Annotated in this window: 15 protein-coding genes and 4 tRNA genes; 6 read left to right on the forward strand and 13 right to left on the reverse strand. The window is 56.0% G+C overall.

Annotated features, from left to right (window positions below; all coding sequences use genetic code 11):
• Positions 1–564 precede the first annotated feature (564 nt).
• Positions 565–1,218, reverse strand: coding sequence for an RNA polymerase sigma factor (locus ACF8AM_RS10765; RefSeq protein ID WP_392555642.1), 654 nt, complete (start codon positions 1,216–1,218; stop codon positions 565–567).
• Positions 1,219–1,380: 162 nt separating this feature from the next.
• Here ACF8AM_RS10765 and ACF8AM_RS10770 point away from each other — a divergent pair, with 162 nt between their 5' ends.
• A complete protein-coding gene (locus ACF8AM_RS10770; RefSeq protein WP_392555643.1) occupies positions 1,381–3,660 on the forward strand; it encodes a serine/threonine-protein kinase in 2,280 nt (759 codons plus the stop codon).
• A gap of 40 nt (positions 3,661–3,700) precedes the next feature.
• Here ACF8AM_RS10770 and ACF8AM_RS10775 read toward each other — a convergent pair whose 3' ends face one another.
• Together ACF8AM_RS10775 and ACF8AM_RS10780 are read right to left on the reverse strand one after the other, a co-directional pair.
• Positions 3,701–4,414 (reverse strand): hypothetical protein, encoded by a 714-nt coding sequence (locus ACF8AM_RS10775; RefSeq protein ID WP_392555644.1) that lies wholly within the window; start codon positions 4,412–4,414, stop codon positions 3,701–3,703.
• 158 nt (positions 4,415–4,572) lie between these two features.
• Entirely contained in the window at positions 4,573–5,004 is a 432-nt protein-coding gene (locus ACF8AM_RS10780) for a hypothetical protein (RefSeq protein WP_392555645.1), read from the reverse strand.
• 245 nt (positions 5,005–5,249) lie between these two features.
• On the opposite strand from ACF8AM_RS10780, the gene ACF8AM_RS10785 reads away from it, so the two are divergent.
• The 4 genes from ACF8AM_RS10785 (at position 5,250) to ACF8AM_RS10800 (ending at position 9,411) form a co-directional block, all read left to right on the forward strand.
• Positions 5,250–6,179, forward strand: a complete 930-nt coding sequence (locus ACF8AM_RS10785) for a hypothetical protein (RefSeq protein ID WP_392555646.1) — start codon at positions 5,250–5,252, stop codon at positions 6,177–6,179.
• An 82-nt stretch (positions 6,180–6,261) separates the two neighbouring features.
• Positions 6,262–7,488, forward strand: a complete 1,227-nt coding sequence (locus tag ACF8AM_RS10790; protein WP_392555647.1) for a serine protease — start codon at positions 6,262–6,264, stop codon at positions 7,486–7,488.
• A 127-nt stretch (positions 7,489–7,615) separates the two neighbouring features.
• Positions 7,616–8,512 (forward strand): hypothetical protein, encoded by an 897-nt coding sequence (locus ACF8AM_RS10795; RefSeq protein WP_392555648.1) that lies wholly within the window; start codon positions 7,616–7,618, stop codon positions 8,510–8,512.
• Positions 8,513–8,568: 56 nt separating this feature from the next.
• On the forward strand, positions 8,569–9,411 hold the full coding sequence (locus ACF8AM_RS10800) for an alpha/beta hydrolase (RefSeq protein WP_392555649.1): 843 nt from the start codon (positions 8,569–8,571) through the stop codon (positions 9,409–9,411).
• Here ACF8AM_RS10800 and ACF8AM_RS10805 read toward each other — a convergent pair.
• Both ACF8AM_RS10805 and ACF8AM_RS10810 read right to left on the reverse strand, forming a co-directional pair.
• Positions 9,386–10,084, reverse strand: coding sequence for an RsmD family RNA methyltransferase (locus ACF8AM_RS10805; protein ID WP_392555650.1), 699 nt, complete (start codon positions 10,082–10,084; stop codon positions 9,386–9,388). The genes ACF8AM_RS10800 and ACF8AM_RS10805 overlap by 26 nt on opposite strands.
• A 75-nt stretch (positions 10,085–10,159) precedes the next feature.
• Positions 10,160–11,293 carry an ABC transporter ATP-binding protein gene (locus ACF8AM_RS10810; RefSeq protein WP_392555651.1) on the reverse strand — a complete coding sequence of 378 codons (1,134 nt, stop codon included), beginning with the start codon at positions 11,291–11,293 and terminating at the stop codon, positions 10,160–10,162.
• Between the two features lie 243 nt (positions 11,294–11,536).
• Between ACF8AM_RS10810 and msrB the strand changes: the two genes are divergently transcribed.
• The gene (gene msrB / locus ACF8AM_RS10815) at positions 11,537–12,130 is read left to right on the forward strand and encodes a peptide-methionine (R)-S-oxide reductase MsrB (protein ID WP_392555652.1); all 594 of its coding nucleotides are present in this window, start codon (positions 11,537–11,539) and stop codon (positions 12,128–12,130) included.
• 71 nt (positions 12,131–12,201) lie between these two features.
• On the opposite strand, the gene rplK is transcribed toward msrB, so the two are convergent.
• The 8 genes from rplK to ACF8AM_RS10855 form a co-directional block, all read right to left on the reverse strand.
• Positions 12,202–12,627, reverse strand: coding sequence for a 50S ribosomal protein L11 (gene rplK / locus ACF8AM_RS10820; protein WP_230255031.1), 426 nt, complete (start codon positions 12,625–12,627; stop codon positions 12,202–12,204).
• A gap of 146 nt (positions 12,628–12,773) precedes the next feature.
• Positions 12,774–13,481, reverse strand: coding sequence for a transcription termination/antitermination protein NusG (gene nusG, locus ACF8AM_RS10825; protein ID WP_392555653.1), 708 nt, complete (start codon positions 13,479–13,481; stop codon positions 12,774–12,776).
• Positions 13,478–13,936 carry a preprotein translocase subunit SecE gene (secE, locus tag ACF8AM_RS10830; protein WP_392555654.1) on the reverse strand — a complete coding sequence of 153 codons (459 nt, stop codon included), beginning with the start codon at positions 13,934–13,936 and terminating at the stop codon, positions 13,478–13,480. Before secE ends, nusG begins: the two co-directional genes overlap by 4 nt.
• 121 nt (positions 13,937–14,057) lie before the next feature.
• Positions 14,058–14,130, reverse strand: a tRNA-Trp gene (locus tag ACF8AM_RS10835).
• Between the two features lie 70 nt (positions 14,131–14,200).
• Positions 14,201–15,397: an elongation factor Tu gene (tuf, locus tag ACF8AM_RS10840; RefSeq protein ID WP_392555655.1), complete on the reverse strand. Its 1,197-nt coding sequence runs from the start codon at positions 15,395–15,397 to the stop codon at positions 14,201–14,203.
• A 217-nt stretch (positions 15,398–15,614) separates the two neighbouring features.
• Positions 15,615–15,686 (reverse strand) — tRNA-Thr (locus ACF8AM_RS10845).
• Between the two features lie 2 nt (positions 15,687–15,688).
• Positions 15,689–15,759, reverse strand: a tRNA-Gly gene (locus tag ACF8AM_RS10850).
• Between the two features lie 105 nt (positions 15,760–15,864).
• Positions 15,865–15,946: transfer RNA gene (locus ACF8AM_RS10855), tRNA-Tyr, on the reverse strand.
• Positions 15,947–15,952 lie beyond the last annotated feature (6 nt).

Below are 15,952 nucleotides of genomic sequence, written 5' to 3' on the forward strand. Positions count from 1 at the left end.
CGATGCCCCAGGCTACGATGATGAAGGCCTTTGGCCAACAAAATCGAATGCAAAACTTCAAAACCCGATGCGTCAGCGAGGGACCCACCGGCGCGTTGCGATGGCACGTGGTCCCTCGCTGACGCGTCGGGTTATGAAAAAACCAATGCCTCACGCAAAATCGCAACTTCAAAACGCGTGAGCGAGGGACTCCCCTGATCCGGCGCATGGTCCCTCGCTGACGCATCGGGTTGTGATTTTCGCCACGGCGGTCAATGAGCAGGGGTGCGAAAAACGCTTCCTGACATTGCGATCCGCGGCCGACAGCGAAATGCCTGAGAAAACTTCTGGTGCCAAGTACTTCAGCGTTGGAACGCCGTGCCTAACTGGTTGGGTGTCGACGGCGAAGGCATCTTGGAAAGAGCTGATGTGACGAGAGAGCGACAGTTGTCCGTGGTGGTACGCCGACTTGAAGCAGGATTCACATCGGAAGTTCTGGACGAAGTCCTATGGCTGGCACCTTACGAGCTCAAGCACGGGGTTGAATACAGGGTCGCTCACAGGCTGGAAGCTTATGCTCTCTTCTCAGCGCGTCGGGCGGTTGGCTTCGAGTTGTTTTTCGAGTTGTCGCATGCTGCGTGACAGCAAGACTCGGATGGAGACGTCGGTTTTGCCGAGTTGTTCCGCGATCTGTTTGGTCGGCATGCCGTCGACGTATCGCAGTCGGATGATGTTTTGCTGCTCTTCACTCAGTTGGCCGATTGCTTGGGACATCGCGTTGAGCCGAATGTTTTGGCTGACCACGGCACTGGGTGACGTCATGCTGGCGGCGAGTAATTGTTCCATTCCCATCGCACCGTCCTCGCTGCCTGAGGCACCACCGCCATGAATCGATTGTTGCCGACCCGCATCGCGTCGTTTGGCATCGAAGTGAAATCGGTGAGCGTCGACCACGCGTCTGCGGGCGAGTTGTTGCAACCACTGCATCACCGAATACTGGTCCAGCGGTGCGGTTGGCAAACTCGAGATGGCGGCCGTCGCGATTTCTTGGATCAGGTCATCGACTTCGACCAACGCGAGCAGGTGTTCTCCAGTGATCGATTTCACAAACCGGAACAAAGATTCTCGGTTCGCGGCAATGTATTCGCCCAACGCATCGACGTCTCGCTGGCGAATTCGTTGGATCAATGGATCGTCGGCCGGTTGATTCGCTGAATCGTATGAGGTTTCGTCGTTCATGGCGATTACCGGCGGTGCGCCAACAGGAGTCGGGCTGGTTAGGAAAGTGAAACAATAACGGTGCATGCCATCTTACCGAGGTGCTCGCTATCATGGGCACTCCGCACCGTTTTCCTGTACCGTTTTCCTGTTCGACGAATCTCGAAACAACCGTCCTGTGTCATGACGTTTCGACAGTCAGCCCAACGTCGTGCATCGACCACCGCGGAGGATTCCACACTGGATCTGGACGAAATCTTGCTGGAATGTCTGGAACGTTTGGCGGAGGACGAGGAGGGTGGCAATCCTCGGCGAGTGTGGGAGTTGCTTCCTGCTCGGTTTCAAAACGATGTGGCGGCGGGCGATCGATCAGGCCGCTTCGTCTTGGTGGAAATGGTGAAGATGAGCATGGCGATCGCGGTGCAGAATGAATGCCCGCGATGGCTGGACGAATACTTTGATGCTTTTCCCGAATGGTTTTCCGCTGAGGCGGCACCGTTTGATTTGGTGATGGAAGAGATTCAACTTCGTCGCGAATGCGGGCAGACCCCAGAACACGAGCATTATCGAAACCGGTTCCCGCATTTGGAGCCGGTTTTGAAGCCACTGTTCGATTCTTCGGGCGATCAACACGCGTCCATCGCGAAAACGCCTCGTCGTGGGACGCCGACCGAGTTGGCCGTGGGAGCGGTGGTCGATGATTTTGAGATCATTCAAAAACTGGGGGAGGGTGCGTTCGCTCATGTGTATTTGGCTCGTCAAAATTCCATGTCACGATTGGTCGCATTGAAAGTCGCCAACGACACGGGGGACGAACCGCAAGCACTCGCCCAGTTCGACCATCCGAACATCGTGCGAGTGTTTGATCAGCGTCAGGTGGCGGTCCGCGATGATCAAGCGGCAGGTCGCTTGTCCGAGTTGTATTTGCTGTACATGCAATTTCATCCCGGTGGCACATTGGCGGACGTTGTCCGTTTGGCTCGTTCGGTTCCACTTGTCCAGCGCGACGGGAACGTCTATTTGCGGGCAGTGGATCAGGCACTGCTCGAATCGGCGCAGGTCGTGCCGGATCGCTCGACGACACGAGCATGGTTCATTGGATGCGAGTGGCCCAAGGTGGTCGCTTGGGTTGGTTTGCAATTGGCAGACTCTTTGCATACTGCACACGAAGTTGGGGTGCTGCACCGCGATGTCAAACCAGCGAACGTTTTGTTGACCGCCGAAGGTCTGCCGCAGTTGGCGGATTTCAACGTGTCGATGGCTGGAACTGCTGGTCGTGCCGGGGCCGCATCCTCCTTGGGCGGTTCGGTCGGTTACATGGCACCGGAGCATCTCGATGCGATGAGCATCACGCGGGATGGACGTCCCGAAGATGTCGGTGAGGCTGCGGATTTGTACTCTTTGGCGGTTTTGCTGTGGGAGCTATGGCAAGGTAAACGACCGTTTGATTGTTCGCATGAGACGCATTCTTGGACGGAGTTGCTGGAAGAGCAGCATGCGGCGCGGAAACGCGAGTTTTTAGTTCCGGATCGATTGGACACACCGTCCGAACGAGTACTGGAGAGCGTGCTTCGATCCGCGTTGTCGGTGAATCCTGCGGATCGTCCGGAGAGTGGTGCGGCGATGAGCGGTAGCCTGCGTTTAGCGATGCACCCAGAAGCCGCCCGTTTATTTGATCCGAAGCCAGGTTCTTGGATACACGTCTTGGGAAAAGTGTCTCCCTGGTGGTTGTCAGTCGTTTCAATTTTGCTGCCCAACATTGCCGCCGGATTCATCAATTACTTTTACAACCACAGCGAGATCATGCCGGCGGAGATGCGACCAAGTCTGGATGAATTTGCGATTTGGGTGAATTCAATAGCGTTCCCGTTGGCGTTGGGATTGATCGTTGTCTACACGCGTGCGTCCGCGAGAGCGTTGAAGGCGACTCGGCAGGGGGAGTCCGTTGGAGAAGAAGAGCTCAATTCCATGTTGCGGTTGGGGTACCGGGCTGCGTCGATTGGAGGCACGTGCTGGTTGATCGCGGGATTGGTTTATCCGCTATTGTTGAAGTCGAGGTTTGATGAGTTCACCGATGGTCAGGCGGTTCACTTTTTTATCTCGCTGCTGATTTGTGGTGGGGTGGCGATGGTGTACCCGCTGTTTGCACTGAACGTGGTGGCGACCTGTGTGCACTATCCCAAGATGATTCGACCGACGATGCGGGATCCAAACTTCGAACATCATTCGCAACAAATGATCGGCGATAGCGAATCGTTTTTGTTGATCGCCGCTGTCATCCCGTTGATGGGAGCTGCCTTGATGGTCTTCAGCGAAGGGCAGACGAAGGAGTATTTGTTGATTGCAATCATCGCTGGCATGATCGGTTTGCTCGGCGCGTTTGCGAGTTATCGCATCATCGTTCGAACCTGGGCCGTTCTATCGGAAGTGCTCTCCAACGAAACAACGGCCACGCCGCGTTGAGGCCTGGCCGTTGGTTCGATGAAGATGGTGGCGAGACGAATCACTGCGAAAGGTCGTTGTCGTTCGGTGTGATCTGTTCGATGGCTGAACGCAGCGGATCTTGAGGTGAAACCGCGGAGGTGGCGGGAGCCGGCTGAGTGATGCCACTGCTCTGTGGGGCGACTTTGCCGGCAGGTGCCGTGTCGGATTGCACGGTTGGCTGCAACCTCGTCGCTTCGGGAACGACGTCCGTGGTTGTTTCGACTGTGACCGCCTCGACGGTTTCGATTGGCAAGGAATCCATCGAGAAGCATTTACGATTATTGAACTCGTTGCATTCGAAGAACTCATCCCAACTGTCGATGATCACGGTCAAGTATTGCAGGCCGATGATCAGCCCGCCGCGATTGCCCATGGCGAGCGTCTCAATTGGCAGGGAGACTTCGACTTGGAGGGCTCCATTGGCAGGGATTTGCCCAGCGACCACGGTCGTGCAAGGCGAGTGCGGCAACGCTTGTCCCAGCGAACCAATCGCAGTGACATGGAAGGCTTCGACGCAGCGGTTGCTTTTGTTGGCGATCACGATCCCGAAGCGAGGACCACAGGATTGATCCACGACAGGAAGTTGTTTGACCTCGACGATTTCCAAGTCGCCGATGTCATCGGGAGGAACGATGAAGCCTTGCCCTTGGCATGCGACGATGCCGATGGTCACGAAGGCGATGAACAGGATGGCCGTGTTGAGTGCCTTCACGGAAAAGGATGTGCGATACATGAGATTGTGCCTCGTAGAGAATTTTGCAGATTCATGAAAAAGCCCGGCAATCCACTGTTGGGATGTACCGGGCATGCCGTGCGATGAGCGTGATGCGTTGTTTGGGGGCGATCACTCGGTGAGGTGGATCACCCTGCTGTGAATCGCAGTGAAGTGGCTCACCAGCATCCCCAGTAGCTTGTGTAGACGGGGGTGTAGTAGCGGTGCACGACAGGCTTGTAGTGCACGACGGGTGTGTAGTGATAAGACGAGTAGCTGTAGGGGCTAAAGTACGAGTTGTAGTGGGTGTAGCCGTAGCTGCGATGGCCGTAGCTGCGGTACCCGTAGCTGCCGCGGAAGCGACGGTAGCAAGCTGCGACTGCTTCTTCGGAATCCACTTCGTCTTCACCGTCGTTGAGCAGCGATTCGACATCTGCCAGTCCGAGTTCCATTTCGTCAGCAGAAGCTTCGGCGATGTTCTCGATGTCGGCGGTGTGTTTGCTTTCGGCGGCGGCCAATCGAGCGAGCAGGTTGTCGTCAGCTTTCAAAGCGGTGCCAACCAAGCAGAAGGTCATGGCCATTGCAGCGGTGATCAGAGTTCGTTTGGACATCGTTCAGTCTCCAGGAAGTTTGTTTTGCGGCGTTGTAAGAAAGTCGCCAGCGAGTTTGCCGCGTCGTTCGCTGTCGTTCGTCTTGTGACTGAACGGCTAAGCGGAGGAGGTCCCAAGGTGTTACTGGAAAAAACGAATTTGTTTTTGAAACATCGAATCTGTAACAATTTGCCTGCGGATTCGCTTGGAGAGCATCGCCCACACGCGTGCGTGATCCTTCTTTCCTCTGATAAACGAGCGAACCCATGCGTCTCTCTCACCAAACTCTTTGCCTGGCCCTGTTGTGCGTTGTTCTGCCCGCCGCTCGTGGTTTGGCGGATGACGAGCTGTTTTCGAAAGTTGCCATCGACTCCGTTTTCACGACGGCATCGTCGAAACAGACCAGCGAGTCATCGAGCCCTTCGATCTCGATTGAGGTTGGATCGCCGAAGGTGGAAACGATCGATGATTTGGACGAACTCTTTCTGCTCGCCAAAGAGATCGATGATGAAGCTGTCCGCGAATTTGGTGCGATTCGGTTGGTCAGTCGATCTGACAAATGGAGTTTCTCGACTCGGATGACCATTCAGGGAGATTTGCCAAAGGTGGTGTTTGAAATGGCACTCGTGACGCTGGACGAGTCTCCGATTGAAAACGAACGAGCGATCTGGCTGTCGCTGATGGAAGCCGGTCAAGCGAGCCGGGCAAGGTTCTTCGGTATCAACCGCGAGGCGGCGGAGGAGGGCAAGCAAGGCCAATTGGTGCTGCGTTCAACGATATCGGCTGTGGGGCTGACCACGGAATCGTTGCGTTCGAAGCTGCAATCGCTCAGCCAATTCGCAGTGGAAAACTCATCGGTTTGGTCGCAATTTCGAGCTAAACCAACCGAAAACAGGGCGACAGCGGCTGTCAAAGAGTTCTCGTTGGCCGGGCAATGGTTGGCGACTCCGGTGTCCGGCGAAGCTTACGCGATCGATCTGAAAGCGGCTTCGAATGGCTCGGGGGCGTTCCAACTGGTGCACGTCAAGGATTCCAAATCGACGGTGTCTTCCGGCAAATACTCGCTGGAAGACGGCAAATTCTCATTGGAAGCGGAATCGGGAAAGCCGTTGGTTTTTCCGCTGACGTGGAGCGATGCGGACCAGTTTGAGCTGGAAATCGGGACGGTGAAGGTCAATTTCAAACGTCAGAAATGATTTTCGGTAACACCTGGCGGGAATTCTCGCTTGGTCGTTTGTTCTCAACTTCACACCACGCCTGATTTGATGAGGTGATCCAATGTTTCGCTGCCGCCTGACTCGAATGCTTCGAATTGCTTTTCACCGTTGGATGTCGTTGCTCTGCCCAGCCATCATGCTGGTCATCTCGCTCCAAACGACCAACGCCATGGCGGGCGGGGAAACGTACCAAAAAGTCCTTCCATCGACCGTGTGGATCATCACGGCGAACGGAGAAGATCAAACCTCCACCGGAACAGGTGTCTTCATCGACGCGGACAAAAAGCTGGTTCTGACCAACGCTCATGTGGTCGGTGACAGTCGCTCGGCCGTGGTGTTCTTTCCCGAGAAAAAGAACGGCGAAACGTTGGTCAAACGCAAGCAATACCTGGATTCGGTGCTGAAGTTGGCTCAGCCGGGCCGAGTTGTTGCCGTCGATCGCAAGCGTGATTTGGCTCTGATTGAGTTGGCGGAAGTGCCCGAGCGAGCCGAATCGATCACGTTGGCCGAGTCGAGTGTAACGGTTGGCGAATCAGTCGATTTGATCGGAAACCCCGGTGGATCTGACGTCTTGTGGGTCTACACCAGCGGCACCGTCCGCTCGGTCTATCAGAAGAAGTTCAAATCGGATCACGGCGAGCACGATTTTCGCGTCGTCGAGACTCAAACGCCGATCAAACCCGGCGACAGCGGTGGTCCCGTGGTCAACCAAGCCGGTGAGCTGATCGCGATTGCCCAGTCGTTCTCGCCGTCGCAGAACCTGGTCAGCTACTGCGTGGACGTCCAGGAAATCAAGGCGTTCATCCAAAGTCCTTGGAAGGCGGCTCCGTTGGGCACCAAGGTGGTTTTGAGAAATGCAGAGGTGGACTTTGAATTGCATTCGACCGGTCACTACGAGGTCAAGCAAAAGCTTTCCTCAGGGGCGACGCAGTCCGTCTTCGTCGCGAAAGACACTGAGTATTTCCAGCGAGCTGACGTGCGAAAGGTTTGGTCGTTGGTTTCGGTCAGCAGCGAGCAGCCCACGGCCGAGCTGATGATGCGACTGATGCGGCAAAACTCGGCGACCAAGATTGGTGGCTGGGTGGTGGAAAAGAACGGGGCGGGCGAGTTCTTGATCCTGTACGTCGCGAAATTGGATGCGACGGCACCCGATGAAGCCGTCGCGGCATCGATTGACTATGTCGCCCGAATCGCGGGAGCGATGAGCAAGCAATTGGAATCCAAGACGAAGGAGGAGGCCACACCGGAGTCCTCGACCCAGACGCTGGCATCGTGGTTGGCCAAGTGAAATCCCAGGCGTTTAAAAAAATGAAGTTTCTCTGTAACGCATTCAGAAGTCTGCCGCTTGGCAGTTTGTAAGGCGAAGACATCGCCGCGACGCGAATTCAAACTTTCCAAAGACCGGAGACAGAACGATGAAAATTCAAGCTAAAAAATGGATCTTGGCCGCTTCCGTGATCAGCACCGTGGCTGGAACAGCCGTCGAAGCCCAAGCGTGTGGCGGGGCACGTCGCAGCGGAGTTTCGCGAATCGTGTCGCAGATCCACTCGGCTCGCACGACCAATCGCTACCCATCGTCGACGCCTCGCTACTCATCGATCCAGCCCACCTATCGTCAGGCTCCCGTTTATCACAACGCTCCTGTCAGCGTTCAGGCTTCGCCGGTCGCTTCGCAGTCATTCGCAGGTCAGCCGGTATCCCGCCAGCCCGTTTCGGGGCAACCGTTCGCTCCACAACAACCCGTTCAGCAACAGGCTCCTGTCCAGCAACAAGTCGCTGTTCAGCAACAAACTCAAACGCAGCCAGCGACTCAGGCGGCTCCCTCGACTCAGCCTGCTGCATCGGCGGAAGCATCGGCACTCGCCATGTTGGCCTCGATCAATCAACGAACCACCACGCCAACGCAGGCGTCGGGAACAACTCAAACCACGACGCCAGCACAATCCTCGGCACCCGCAACCCAACCTGCGAATACCCTCTCGCAGATCCCAACGTTCGGATCGGCGTCGTCGGCTTCCAGTGTCAGCTCACCAGCCCAACCTCATGTGGGATCGTGGAACGTTTCTCTGCCCGGTGAGCAATCGGTGTCGCTGGAGTTGAACTCCGATGGCTCGTTCGTTTGGGTTGCATCCAAGTCGGGAAGTACCAGCCAGTTCTCCGGGCAGTACCGATTGGATGGCGGCAGCCTGACACTGGTTCGCTCGCAAGACCTGCAGAAGATGGAAGGCACTTGGACGCCCAGCCAAAACGGTGGTTTTGTCTTTCGAGTTGGCGGTGGCACCAACGGTGGGCTGAACTTCACCCGTTCGTGAACCTTCGATCGACTATCATGCAGCGGTTCCATTGTCCCGCTGCATGAGGTTTTGAAGTGCACAGAATTGTCGACTTGCGAATCGCACTCGTTGCGATTCTTTTCGTTTGTGTCGGTTCGGTTGCCGCACAAGATTCGACCGCGTCCAAGCACGCGACTCAAACGTTCAAAGACTTGCCCTATCGGTCCGGCGACGATCTGACGGAGTACGAGAAAGAGCGTTGTCGTCTCGATCTGATCCATCCCACCGGTGAAAAGGGATTCTCAACCGTGGTTTGGTTCCACGGCGGCGGACTGACCGGTGGAAGCAAATCCTTTCCCGACGGTTTGCTCGACCAAGGGATTGCCATTGCGGCAGTGAATTATCGCTTGCATCCGAAGGTCAAATCACCGGCTTATGTAGAAGATGCTGCGGCGGCTGTCGCTTGGGTTTTCAAGAACATCGAGCAATACGGTGGTGATCCAAATCGTATCTATGTCAGCGGGCATTCAGCCGGCGGGTATCTGACCAGCATGGTTGGACTGGACAAGCGTTGGCTCGCGAAGCATGACATCGATGCCAATCAGATCGCAGGTTTGATCCCTTACAGCGGTCACACCATCACACACTTCACGGTTCGCAAAGAGAACGGCATCGATGGGCGCCAGCCAATCATCGATGAGATGGCACCGCTGTTCCATGTTCGGAAGGACGCTCCGCCGTTGCTATTGATCACGGGCGACCGCGAACTGGAAATGCTCGGACGTTATGAAGAGAACGCCTACCTTTGGCGGATGATGCAAGTTGTCGGGCACCCTCACACCAAGTTGATGGAACTCGACGGATACAACCACGGTCAGATGGACGAGCCCTCACATCCGTTGCTGCTGCGGTTCATTCAGGAACTGGAAAAGGAGTGACGAGGCCGCAGACATTGCCGGGTTCCAGGAACGCCAGGTGAGTGATGCCATACGTTCGGATGTCCCAGTCGCCTGGCGGCAGTTGTTCCAAGTCAAACGTGTTGTCGGTCTCGACGACCAAAACACTGCCGGGAGGGGCGTATTGCTGGACTCGGATGATGATTGATTTCAACTTGGGAAAGAACTCAGGGTCGGTCCACATGCGATAGGGCGGACTGAGGAAGACGATCCAAGCGGTGTCATCTTCCGGACTGGATGGCTTCAGCAACTGATCGGCCAACGCGAAGGCGTCGCCCGTCACCAAGCGGACTTTGTCTTCAATGCCGAGTCGCTCGGTCGTGTCCCGGATTTGGGCGATCGCCTTTCGCATCGGTTCGACCAGGACGGCGCTGGTGGAGCCACGGCTGATCGATTCCAGGCCCAACACACCGGTGCCGGCGAACAGATCAAATGCGATCGTGCCGCGACAGGCTCGGCCCAAAATGTTGAACAGATTTTCGCGAACGCTGTCCCGCATCGGGCGAGTGAATTCTTCGCCGTGATAGGTCACGGGACGGCCCCGCATGTCACCGCCGATGATTCTCAGCTTGGTGGGCTTGCCGTCATCGGTCCCGCCCTTGAGATTTCTTTGCTTGGGTTTGCCGCGTCGATTGTTGGTGCGTTTCGATTTCATCGAGGCATCGTAACCTACGAATCTGTCCCGCCACAGGTCTTCAATGGACTGAGTGTTGGCCGGGAAAGTGACGATTCATATTGCTGGGCAATGGCAGTGTCGGGGCGACCCGGCGACGACTCGAAGTTTCGAAATCGGGGTTTGGAAAATCCAACGAGTTCCGGGGTTTGCCGGGACCCCACTATCAGCGATGGTGACCGAGAGCGGTACAGCGTTTTCGGATCCGATGGGGGCCAGTCGAAGAAGCGTGCGGCCACCGAGATCACGTCGTTCCAAGACGGTCGCTGGGAATTGCCATTTGCCCGATTCGGTCACGGTGCCGTTGTTCTGGTCGGAGGCGGGTTCGAGCAGTTGAATCGTCTCGGGGCGTAGCGTTAGAGAGAGATTCTTGGGCGATTGACCGTCCGGCAGTTCCAATGCTTCGCCAAGTTGGGGGCAATTCTGGATTGCCTCGACCAACGCGATCAGGTTGCATGAGGGGGACCCGAGTGCGAGAGCCACCTCCGCTGAGTGGGGCGACTGATAGATTTCGCTCGGGGGCCCAACTTGCAGGATTTCTCCTTCCGACATCACGACGATCTTGTCGGCCAAACGCATGGCTTCTTCCCCGTCGTGGGTGACGTGAACGAAGGTGGGCGATTCTTTCTGTCTGGAAACCTCGGCCAGGCGTTCCATCAACCGCTCGGAGGCCAAGCGATCGATCGCTGCCATCGGTTCGTCAAGCAAGCAAACGGAAGGTTCGCGAATCAGGGTCTTGGCAAGAGCGACCCGGCGTCGTTGCCCGCCGCTGAGCGTTTCGGGGCGTCTGGGCAGCCATGCGGAATCCAGGCTCATCGTCTCCGAGATGGCCAGGATTCGTTGGTCGATTTCCGACGCAGAGAGATGGCGTTCGGGATTGGCCTGAGCCGCAATCCGCAGCGTTTGTTCCACGCTCAAATGCGGGTACATCGTGTCATGTTGGAACAACAGGCCGACGTTTCGCCTGCGTGCCGCGACGCGAGTCACTTCTTTCCCGTGAATCGCAATGGATCCCTCGGTGGCTTCGATGAGGCCCGCGATGCCATGCAGCAGCGTGCTTTTTCCGCAGCCGCTGGGCCCGAGGACGACGCAGTATTCGCCCGGAGAAAGCGAAAGATCAAAGGAATTCACGACCCGTTTGGAGCCTCGATCGAGAGCGAGGGCGGCAATCTCAAGCGAGTGGGCGGGCATCGGGCGAAGTTCGGGATGGGGGACGTTTGGGACGCACGCATTGTAGCGAACGGAGAAAAACGTGGTGTTTCCACGGCGTCTCGGGCAATGCGAACTGTGCGTTTGGTCACTGTTGGTTGCGGACGCGACGGCAACGGGACGCCTCTGCACCTACGAAATTGGCGGTCACGACGGCAACGGGCCCATTACAATGTGGTGTCAGGACGACGTTTTGGCCAACCTTTCGATTCTGGAGACCAAACAATGCATTCTCGTTCATGGCGTTTCGGCGCGCTCCGTCCATTGAGTTTCGGCCTGGTTGGTGCGAGCGGGCTGTTGCTCGGGGGATTGGTTCTGCGAGCCGATGAATCGAATTCATCGGGGCGTTCCTCCGCGCCGTTGGAAGTCACGCAGGAAGACGCGAGCGAGTCCGACAAGCCGTTGGAAGAAGAGTATGTCCCAGCGACCAAAGCGGAGCTTCGTCGCCGGCTGAATCGAATTCAGTACGATGTGACGCAGAACGCGGCAACGGAACCTGCATTTCGCAACGCGTATTGGAACAACAAGAAGAATGGCGTTTACCACTGCATCGTCTGTGACCAAGCACTGTTTGATAGCAAGACCAAGTTCAAGTCAGGAACTGGTTGGCCGAGTTTCTACTTGCCGATCGCGAAAGATGCGGTTGGCTACCAGACAGACTACAAGATGCTGTATCCGCGAACCGAGGTGCACTGCAAACGTTGCGAAGCACACCTTGGGCATCTATTTGACGATGGCCCAGCGCCAACAGGGAAGCGATTTTGCATGAACAGTGCCTCGATGAAATTCATCGAGGAAAAATCCGAAAGCAAAAAATAGTCGTCTGTCACTTTTAACCGTGACAGACCAAGAGTCGCGTCGAAGCAAGAGACGGGCTGCGAGAGCGTCGATCAACCGTCGACGATGATGCCCATGCTGCGAGCGGTGCCTTCGATCATGCGAACCGCTTGATCGATGTCACGTGCGTTGAGGTCAGCCATCTTCTTTTGAGCGATCTCTTCGCACTGGGCGCGTGTGACGGTCGCGACTTTGTCCTTGTTAGGGACGCCGCTGCCTTTGGCGATGCCAGCCGATTGCATCAACATGGATGCGGCTGGTGGGCTCTTGGTGATGAAGTCAAAGCTACGGTCGTTGTAGACCGTGACGATCACAGGAATCGGGGTTCCGTTGTATTCCTTGGTGCGGTCGTTGAACTGTTGGACAAACTGCCCCAGGTTCACGCCGTATTTACCCAGCGAAGTACCGACAGGAGGTGCAGGGGTGGCTTGACCACCAGGGACTTGGAATTTGGCTTGGCCGGTGACTTGTTTTGCCATGGGAAAACAGCTTTTAACAATTAGCGATTAGCGGTTAGCTCTTGAGGTGCAGCGTTTCGCTGAAAGGGCAACGCAATCTGAGGTGTTTGAAGTGGGATGGTGAAGATAATAACGCAAGCGGCTAATAGCTAGAAGCTAGCGGCTTTTTACAAAGGCTCAACTTGCCAGTGATCCAGTTCCATCGGGACGCTGCGTCCGAAGATGTTGATGATCACTGTCACGCGGCCGTTGGCTTCGTCGACCACATCGACTTCGCCTTCTTGGTTTTCGAAGTTGCCTTCTTTGACGCGAACACGGTCGCCGACTTTGAACGGAATGGCCGTTTTGATCGGAGTTTCGTCTTCGTCGCTGACTTCGGGGCGATTGACGAATCGTTCGACGTCTTCCGGTTCCATCGGCATCGGTTTGCCAGCCGACCCGGTGAAATCGCTGATTCCACCGACTTCGCGGACGAGGAACCAGGTGTCATCGTTGATCGACATGTACACCATGATGTACCCGGGAAGCAGCTTTCGTTTGCTGACGCGGCGTTTGCCGTCACGGGTGAAGGTGGCAACGTCTTCGGAGGGCACCACGATGTCGCCGAAGTACTCACCCATGCCTTCCATGCGGACCTTCTTGCGAAGTGCTTCGGCAATGGAATCTTCGCGGTTGAAGGCGACCTTCAGGATATACCAATCCATCGGGGACTCTTCGTTCACTTCTGGCTTGGGGGGTGCGTTGGGGTCAACGGGGGCCGGAGGTGGGGGCGCAGGTGCTCCGGAAGCTGATGCTTCAGATTCCGGTGCTTCAGAAGCGGCGGGAGCGACTTCGGTTTCTGGCGAGTCGACGTCTTTCACGTCTTCATCACTCACGATGTTACCCCGATGAAGTTAAAGATGAATTGCCAGAGAACATCGAACAGGAACAATGTGATGGCAAGGAAGAAGATAGTGAAAATCACAACCACGGAAGCCCGAATCAGTTCATCCTTGCTCGGCCAGGTGACCTTGTTCATTTCGGCTTCGACGGCGATCAGGAAGTCGGCGAACCGTGGCCAATTGACGACCCGGAATCCGAACCACAAACCCGCGGCCAGCAACACAGCCGGGATGACGCGAGCAGCGAGGGATGAGTCACCCATCGCGGCAGGGAGGAACGAATACAAACGCCAGCAACCCAACGTCACGATCACCCAAACGGCGAGGGCCGTCAGTTGGCGAACGATCCGGCCTTGGTTGGCTTTGTACACACCAGCATGAAACAATTCGCTGCTCAGCGAACTGCCTCCAGCGCCGGCCGTGCCGGATTGGGTTAGATCTTTGGACACCCGTGGACTCCTTCGTGAATTGATTCTGGTGTTGAGCCAAATTGGTCATGGGCCAGTTTGCTCAAACCTCGTCCGCGATCACATCCTGTTGATCGTGGGGGCAAACCAGAATTCTGGACAGCAGGGGCGGCGAGAGTCGAACTCACAACCGCTGGTTTTGGAAACCAGTGCTCTGCCAATTGAGCTACGCCCCTGAAACAGCGATAAGCTACTAGCTATCAGCTACCAGCTTATCGCTTATTGACAACTTTCTGCAAATGCAGATTACTCGACAATCTTGGTCACAACGCCTGAACCAACGGTACGTCCGCCTTCGCGAATAGCGAAACGAACACCATCATCCATTGCGATTGGCTTGTGCAATTCAACTTCGACCTTGACGTTATCGCCAGGCATGCACATGTCAGCACCGATCAAGTTAGCTGTTCCGGTGACGTCAGTCGTGCGGAAGTAGAACTGAGGGCGGTAACCGCTGAAGAATGGCGTGTGACGGCCACCTTCGTCTTTGCTCAAGCAGTAAACTTCTGCTTCGAACTTGGTGTGAGGCGTGATACTGCCTGGTTTCGCCAGGACTTGACCACGTTGGATGTCTTCGCGTTTGACACCACGGAGCAAGCAACCGACGTTGTCGCCCGAGCGGCCTTCGCTCATTTCCTTTCGGAACATTTCGACGCCGGTGCAGGTGGTTTTGGTCGAGTCTGGTCCGAGACCGATGATTTCGACTTCTTCACCAACCTTGACGACACCACGCTCGATCCGTCCGGTAGCAACCGTACCACGACCTTCGATCGAGAAGACGTCTTCAATTGCCATCAGGAATGGCTTGTCGTCTTCACGGGTTGGCTCAGGAATGTGCGAGTCAAGTGCTTCCATCAACTCAGTGATGCACTTGCTGGCTTCTGGGTCGCTTGGGTTGTTGTAAGCGGGCAGCGAGCTACCGCGAACGACAGGAACGTCGTCGCCTGGGTAGTCGTACTTGCTGAGCAATTCGCGAACTTCGAGCTCGACGAGTTCGAGCAATTCTTCGTCGTCGACCAAGTCGCACTTGTTCAGGTACACGACGATGTAAGGAACGCCAACCTGGCGACCGAGCAAGACGTGTTCTTTGGTTTGTGGCATCGGGCCGTCGGCAGCCGACACAACCAAAATTGCACCGTCCATTTGGGCGGCACCGGTGATCATGTTCTTGACGAAGTCAGCGTGGCCGGGGCAATCGATGTGTGCGTAGTGACGATTTTCACTCTCGTACTCGACGTGAGCAACAGCGATGGTCACGGTCTTCGTTGCGTCACGAACCGTACCGCCCTTAGCGATGTCCGAGTAACCCTTCGCTTCTGCCAAACCCTTTGCTGCTTGAACAGCGAGGATCGCACCCGTCGTCGTCGTTTTACCATGGTCAATGTGACCGATCGTACCTACGTTGACGTGGGGCTTGGTACGTTCAAATTTGTCCTTAGCCATTCTGGTTCACCTGCATTCGCGATCCGCACCACTGTTCTCGGGGAGATACGCTCCTCGAAAACCCTTGCTGCCGTCGACCGCGTTCACACCCACGGTTACTCGCCGGCAATTCGGCCGTGTTGATCGCATTCGATCTACTTGAAAATCGAAACGAAACAAAAACGATGTTGCACTCAAAGATCGCTCCCCAGCGGGAGCCTCGCTTTGAGCGACTTGAAGCTGCTGATGGGATTTGAACCCATGACCTCATCCTTACCAAGGAGGCGCTCTACCCCTGAGCTACAGCAGCGAAGCGGGTGAAGGGAATCGAACCCTCGTATTCAGCTTGGAAGGCTGCTGCTCTACCATTGAGCTACACCCGCGTCTCTCGCTGCCAGCCATTTGCCAGTCGATGCTAAGTTTTCGATCTGCCCTGTTGAAGGGCAGGGAAACCAGCAATTCATGGCTGCGGCTAACAGCTTCTTCCATGGGGGCTACAGGATTCGAACCTGTGTAGGCATAGCCTGCGGATTTACAGTCCGCCCCCTTTAACCACTCGGGCAAACCCCCAAATCT

The sequence above is a fragment of the Rhodopirellula sp. JB055 genome, assembly GCF_043100905.1.
In the GTDB taxonomy this organism is placed as follows: domain Bacteria; phylum Planctomycetota; class Planctomycetia; order Pirellulales; family Pirellulaceae; genus Rhodopirellula.

Coding starts and splice junctions, on each gene's coding strand:
- msrB (WP_392555652.1), top strand. CDS start 11,537: ATGCATTCTCGTTCATGGCGTTTCGGCGCGCTCCGTCCATTGAGTTTC.
- ACF8AM_RS10785 (WP_392555646.1), top strand. CDS start 5,250: ATGCGTCTCTCTCACCAAACTCTTTGCCTGGCCCTGTTGTGCGTTGTT.
- rplK (WP_230255031.1), bottom strand. CDS start 12,627: ATGGCAAAACAAGTCACCGGCCAAGCCAAATTCCAAGTCCCTGGTGGT.
- ACF8AM_RS10810 (WP_392555651.1), bottom strand. CDS start 11,293: ATGCCCGCCCACTCGCTTGAGATTGCCGCCCTCGCTCTCGATCGAGGC.
- ACF8AM_RS10795 (WP_392555648.1), top strand. CDS start 7,616: ATGAAAATTCAAGCTAAAAAATGGATCTTGGCCGCTTCCGTGATCAGC.
- tuf (WP_392555655.1), bottom strand. CDS start 15,397: ATGGCTAAGGACAAATTTGAACGTACCAAGCCCCACGTCAACGTAGGT.
- ACF8AM_RS10805 (WP_392555650.1), bottom strand. CDS start 10,084: ATGAAATCGAAACGCACCAACAATCGACGCGGCAAACCCAAGCAAAGA.
- ACF8AM_RS10790 (WP_392555647.1), top strand. CDS start 6,262: ATGTTTCGCTGCCGCCTGACTCGAATGCTTCGAATTGCTTTTCACCGT.
- ACF8AM_RS10765 (WP_392555642.1), bottom strand. CDS start 1,218: ATGAACGACGAAACCTCATACGATTCAGCGAATCAACCGGCCGACGAT.
- ACF8AM_RS10770 (WP_392555643.1), top strand. CDS start 1,381: ATGACGTTTCGACAGTCAGCCCAACGTCGTGCATCGACCACCGCGGAG.
- ACF8AM_RS10780 (WP_392555645.1), bottom strand. CDS start 5,004: ATGTCCAAACGAACTCTGATCACCGCTGCAATGGCCATGACCTTCTGC.
- ACF8AM_RS10775 (WP_392555644.1), bottom strand. CDS start 4,414: ATGTATCGCACATCCTTTTCCGTGAAGGCACTCAACACGGCCATCCTG.